Annotated in this window: 5 protein-coding genes; 4 read left to right on the plus strand and 1 reads right to left on the minus strand. The window is 43.7% G+C overall.

The genetic code is table 11. The features are described 5' to 3' along the window. On the plus strand, positions 1-280 hold a 280-nt coding region (locus AC29Z1_RS11910; protein WP_488271684.1), incomplete at its 5' end, for a topoisomerase DNA-binding C4 zinc finger domain-containing protein. Here the strand turns inward: AC29Z1_RS11910 and AC29Z1_RS11915 are convergent. Next, entirely contained in the window at positions 281-1594 is a 1314-nt protein-coding gene (locus tag AC29Z1_RS11915) for a DEAD/DEAH box helicase (protein WP_488271685.1), read from the minus strand. A 186-nt stretch (positions 1595-1780) separates the two neighbouring features. On the opposite strand from AC29Z1_RS11915, the gene AC29Z1_RS11920 reads away from it, so the two are divergent. From AC29Z1_RS11920 to AC29Z1_RS11930, 3 genes are all read left to right on the plus strand, one after another. After that, positions 1781-3694: an ABC-F family ATP-binding cassette domain-containing protein gene (locus AC29Z1_RS11920; RefSeq protein WP_488271686.1), complete on the plus strand. Its 1914-nt coding sequence runs from the start codon at positions 1781-1783 to the stop codon at positions 3692-3694. Positions 3695-3715: 21 nt separating this feature from the next. Then, positions 3716-4051, plus strand: a complete 336-nt coding sequence (locus tag AC29Z1_RS11925; RefSeq protein WP_488271688.1) for an arsenate reductase family protein — start codon at positions 3716-3718, stop codon at positions 4049-4051. A gap of 297 nt (positions 4052-4348) precedes the next feature. Then, on the plus strand, positions 4349-6028 hold the full coding sequence (locus AC29Z1_RS11930; RefSeq protein ID WP_488271687.1) for a methyl-accepting chemotaxis protein: 1680 nt from the start codon (positions 4349-4351) through the stop codon (positions 6026-6028). The last annotated feature ends 95 nt before the right edge of the window (positions 6029-6123 follow it).

Consider the following 6123-nt stretch of genomic DNA (forward strand, 5'->3'; position numbering starts at 1 on the left):
TGTTCTCCAACAAATGGCAGAAGGTAATGCCAGTCTGGATGCTTTTTTAAATCAGCAGGCGCGATTTGCGGCCAGTCTTTGCGTCAAGGCCAAGAGTGCTCATATTCCGCTCAAGGGTGACTATCACTGCCCGCGCTGCCGCAAAGGAGTACTGCAGCTTAGAAATGGCAAACATGGTAAGTTTTGGGGCTGTTCACGCTACCCGGCTTGTCGGGCGTCTTTTAATGATAAAAATGGTAAGCCAGATATACCGGCTCGCCAGGAATCAGGGCAAGGCTGATCACGCCTTGCCCTTGGATATTTTCCGCTTGCCGCTGGCGGCTATGTTGTCTTGGGCTGATTTAGCTTTGCGGCGGCTACGAAGATTATTGCCGCCATGGATGTTTTTTTTATTCGTAGTCCTGATAGCCGTTGACGGTTTATCAATAGCCTTTTTAGTGGGTGGGTTAGTGGCCTTTTTGGCATTTTTTATTACTGTTTGTCCATTCGCTTTATATTTTTCGATTGAGGATTTGATACCTTGCTCAATCAGACGCAGATACATATGTTCGCCAGGACTTATGAAAGTGATGGCCGTCCCGGTTTGTCCGGCACGTCCGGTTCGGCCGATGCGGTGGATATAGGTTTCCGGATCACGCGGGATATCATAACTGAAAACATGGGTAACTCCTTCAATATCTAGGCCTCTGGCGGCAATGTCTGTGGCAACAAGGATTTGCAGCTTAGCTTCGCTGAATCGGCGCAATACTTGCGTGCGCTTGGCTTGTGACAAGTCACCATGCAGTTCATCTGATAGATAGCCGCGTTGAATGAGGGCGGTATTAACGGCTTTGGCCCGGTCTTTGGTATGGCAAAATACAATGGCCAGATAAGGTTGATATTCATCAATCATGCTGCAGAGTTTGTCAAGCTTGTCAGACTCAGGCAATTCAACTATAATTTGTTTGATTACATCTAAGGTTACATTTTCTGTTTGGATGCGAATGTCAACTGGTTTGTTCATATACTGGGCAGCAAGGGCCCGTACTTTCGGCGGTATGGTTGCTGAGAACAGCATAGTCTGACGTTTGGCGGAAGTCAGTTTTATAAGCTCTTCTACTTCTTCCAGAAAACCCATATGGAGCATTTGGTCGGCTTCATCCAGCACTAGGCGAGTAACACCGGAGAGGTTCAACGTTTTGCGCCTGACATGATCAAGCAGGCGACCTGGAGTGCCGACAACGATATGCGGCTGGCTTTTTAATTTACGGACTTGTTCATCCAAATCTTTACCGCCATATACGGAGACGACATGAATGCCTAAAATATTGGCCAGTTTGGTGGCTTCGACTGTGATTTGCTGTGCTAATTCACGCGTCGGCGTGATAATCAAGGCTTGTACATGGGGGGCCGAAATTTTTATTTTTTCCAAAATAGGAAGTAAAAAAGCCAGCGTTTTGCCGGTACCTGTTTGCGCTTGAGCAATAACGTCTTTACCTGCTAACAGTAGCGGGATTGCCTTATCTTGCACTGGGGTAGGTTGGGTAATTCCTGTGGTTTTTAAAAATTGTGTCAGCTCAGGACGAATGCCTAAAGCCGAAAAGGTTATCGACATGAAAAAACACCTTTCTGTTCATAGAGTATATAGTATGCCGTGATTTCAGTTTGTACAAGCCATAGATTGGCTATGCACAGTGAATAAATAATATACTACTATTTTCCAGAAAAGTAAAGAGCTTTTCTTCAATAAACCTTATAATTATGCTAGAATAAAGGAAAATCAACCAAAAGGAAAAAGGGTATGAACTTATTATCAATCGAAAACATAAGCAAAAGTTATGGTGATCGGATACTGTTCGCTAATGTGACTTTCGGTATTGATGAAGGCGATAAAATTGGTTTGATTGGCGTTAATGGTACAGGTAAATCCACATTTTTAAAAGTAATTGCCGGTGTGGATATTTCCGATTCCGGCAAAATCACGGTGGGCAACAGTGTACAGGTAGAATATTTGCCCCAGAATCCTGTCTTTGATGACAAAGCAACGGTATTAGAGCAAGTATTTAAAGGCCATTCGCCGATCATGAAAGTATTAAGAGAGTATGAGCAGGCTTTGCTGGCTATCGAAAAGCATCCGGACGACCCTGTATGTCAGAAGCGCCTTATCAGCCTGTCTCAACAGATGGATGCCCAACATGCTTGGCAGCTTGAGAGTGATGCTAAAACAATTCTTACCAAACTGGGGATTACTGACTTTTCTGCTATTGTCAGCACCCTGTCCGGCGGCCAGCGCAAACGGGTAGCGTTAGCCAGTGCCTTGATTCATCCTGCTGATGTATTAATTCTGGATGAGCCTACCAACCATATTGATAACGAAACGGTGGTTTGGCTGGAAGACTATTTGGCTAAACGTAAAGGTGCTTTGCTTATGGTTACCCATGACAGGTATTTTTTAGACCGGGTAGCCAACCGGATTATTGAACTGGATATTGGTAAGTTATATACATATACCGGCAATTATAGCAATTTCTTGGAACGTAAAGCCGAAAGGGAAGAACAGCAGGAAGCCAGTGAGCGCAAACGGCAAAATATTTTGCGTAATGAACTAGCCTGGATACGGCGGGGAGCAAAGGCACGCAGCACTAAACAAAAAGCGAGAATTGAGCGGTTTGAACAGCTCAGTGCCCAAACGCCGGAAATCAGTCGCAGCCAGCTAGAGATAACGGTTGGTGCCAGCCGGTTAGGCCGTAAGATCATTGAACTGGAGCAGATCAGTAAAACATTTGAAAATCGTGTGCTCATTAATGACTTTAGCTACATTGTCCTTAAAAATGAAAGGATAGGTATTGTCGGGCCGAATGGCAGCGGCAAATCCACTTTGCTCAATATCATTGCCGGGCGCCTGACACCGGACAAAGGTCGGGTAGAAGTCGGACAAACTGTGAAAATCGGTTACTTTTCCCAGGAAAGCAGTGAAATGAATCAAGACTTGCGGGTTATTGAATATATCAAAGAAGAGGCCCACTTTTTGCAGACTGCAGATGGTGGCACAATTAGCGCCGCCCAGTTGCTTGAACGCTTTCTGTTTCCGCCACATTTGCAGTGGACACCAATTGCCAAATTGTCTGGCGGGGAAAAGCGCCGTTTGTTTTTATTGAGAATACTCATGAGTGCGCCCAATGTGCTGCTGCTGGATGAACCCACCAATGATTTGGATATCCAGACATTAAGTATTTTGGAAGATTATCTGGAGGATTTCCCTGGTGCGGTTATCACAGTATCGCATGACCGATATTTTCTGGACAGGCTTGCTGACAAGATTTTTGCGTTTGAAGGCCAGGGTGTTATTAAGCAGTATCCAGGTAATTATACCGATTACCAACATCGCATCAGTGCAATCGAAATGCCAACTACTGGTGCTGAAAAAAACAAAAGCGCACCCGAGAAGAAACTGGTGATTTCGGAAAAGCCCAAAGAACGGCCGCGCAAACTTTCTTTTAAAGAACAGCGGGAATATGAACAAATTGAAGACATCATTGCCGGGGTTGAACAGGAACTGGCTGCAGTAAATGCGGCTATCAATACGGCAGGCAGTAACTATGAACTGCTGCAGGAATTAACAGTCAAACAGCAGGAACTGGACTTGCGGCTTAATGAACTTATTGACCGCTGGACATATCTTAATGAATTGGTAGAGGAGTTAAGTAACCAGTAAAGGAGTAGTTTTATATTGGCGATGAATATACAGATATTTGGCACTAAAAAATGTCAGGAGACCAGGAAGGCCGAACGCTACTTCAAGGAGCGGAGGATACCGTTTCAATTTGTTGACCTGAATGTGCGCGGGTTAAGTAAGGGCGAACTGGATAAAGTCAAGGTTGCCGTCGGCGGTCTGGAAAATCTGATTGACAAAACAGGCAAAGAATACGAAAAACGTAATCTGAAATATCTTGTGCATGATGTGGAAGAAATGCTGCTAAAGCATCCCTTGTTGCTACGAACACCGATAGTACGCAACGGTGCTAAAGCTACAATTGGGTATTGTCCGGAGATTTGGAGTAGTTGGAGTTAGGATACTTAGATGATATGCTTGTTTTTGTTGCAACAAGGTTGCGGGCTGACAAGGGTAGTTTAGAATCTCGTATCATGTAACAGCACAATATATATCAAACTCCTGCTAATTCACATGAGCTAGTAGGAGTTTGATATATAGAGGGACTGGGGAAACACGGAGACGATTCTTTCTGTTTCCTAATATAAAGGGTTGATTTATTTGATTTTACTTTTGGAGTGTGAATAGCTCCGTTTTCTAGCAACACGTATAGTATAACGAACATAAACTTACTTTAGGATTTTCGGAGGGAAAACAGTGAAATCTTGCAAAGCTAAATTATATATGGTTGGTATTATCGTATTTATCATGGTAGTTATGAACTCAATTCTTATTTATCAGGTAATGACTACCGGTAAAATGGTGAGAGAGCGTTCTTACTCTATCGTCTCATTAACCAAAGATATGGAGTTATCAATTGTACAAGTGCAACAGTTTCTTTCTGATATTAGCGCAACTCGTGCCCAAGATGGGAAAGATGACGGTTTTGCCAATGCGGAGGAAAATGCAAAAAAGTTTAAAAAGGACTTATTACAACTACAAGAACTTCGTCCAGATAAGCAGAGTTTTCTACAAGAATATGAACAGGCATTCGATAATTACTATGAGTTAGGCAAATTAATGGCCACTAAATATATCGAATCCGGTCCCAGTGAGGGCAATAAGTTAATGCCAGCCTTTGATGAAATGTCCGAGAAACTAAGTAAATATACTGATGATATCCGTCATGAGGCAGAAGAGGAAATGGATTCAAGCCTGAATGGTCTTGAGCAAAAGGCAAAGATGGGTTTATACTTAGCACTGTGTAGCGGGGCAGCTTCGATTTTATTTATCCTTCTGATTTGCCGTCAAATTACAATTCCTTTACAATCGTTAATTGCCGATGCGGAAGCTATTGCCCAAGGAGATTTTACGCATAAAGTTAATGCTGCAACGCGCAAAGACGAATTTGGAAAGCTGGGACAAGCGCTTGAATATATGGTTTCTAAGCTTCGATCACTAGTAGGAACTCTTACAGGTCAAGTGGCGCATACATCTGATCAGGTAGCTGCCGCGGCCGAAGAACTTACTGCTAACGCCGAACATCTGACTCAAGCGAACAAACATGTGGTTTCATCGATTAATGATGTAGCCCGTGGGGCCGAAGTACAGGTAAGTTCGATTGAGAAAACAGTTTCTGTCATTGAACGGCTGTCTGCAGGTATTCAGCAAATAGCTGCGAATTCAAGTGCAATGTTGGGTGTAGCGAACAAAGCAACGAGTGTGGCAAGCGAAGGGGACAAAGCAGTAAGTGATGCCATACATCAGATGAGAAATATTGAAACCTCAGTCGCCCAAACGGCAAAAGTAGTTACAAAGCTTAGCGAGCGCTCAAAAGAGATTGGGCAGATTGTTGATACTATTTCAGGAATTGCAGGTCAGACCAATATGCTGGCGCTAAATGCCGCTATTGAGGCCGCGCGTGCAGGCGAACAGGGCAGAGGTTTTGCGGTTGTTGCTGAGGAAGTGCGCATGTTGGCTGAGCAATCGCAAAAGGCTGCTAAACAAATAGCCAGCCTGATTTCGGAAATTCAGACAGAAACTGACAGCGTTGTTGTTGCTATGAATGCTGGAACCCAAGAGGTTAATGTCGGAGCTGATGTAGTAAATACGGCTGGTAAAGCGTTCAAGGAAATTGTAGCGCTCATCAATGAATTTTCACTACAAATCAAAGAAATATCTGCAGCCATTGAGCAGATGGCTACAGGCAGTGAGCAAATCGTTGTCTCAGTAAGGGATATCGATTGTATTAGCAAAGAAGCCGCTAGTCATGCGCAAACTGTTTCGAAAGCTACCGAAGAGCAATTAGCTGCGATGGAGGAATTAGCAGTATCTAGCCAGGCATTGGCGAGGATGGCTGAAGAATTGCAAAGTGCTATCAAGAACTTCAAAGTATAAGTCAAAAGACTGCAATGTTATAGATAAAATATAAGGTGTACAAGGAAAATGCTCTCAAGTCTGGAAAGTAAAGGCTTGAGAGCTTCTTTTATGTG

It is taken from the genome of Sporomusa sp. (genome assembly GCF_057736855.1).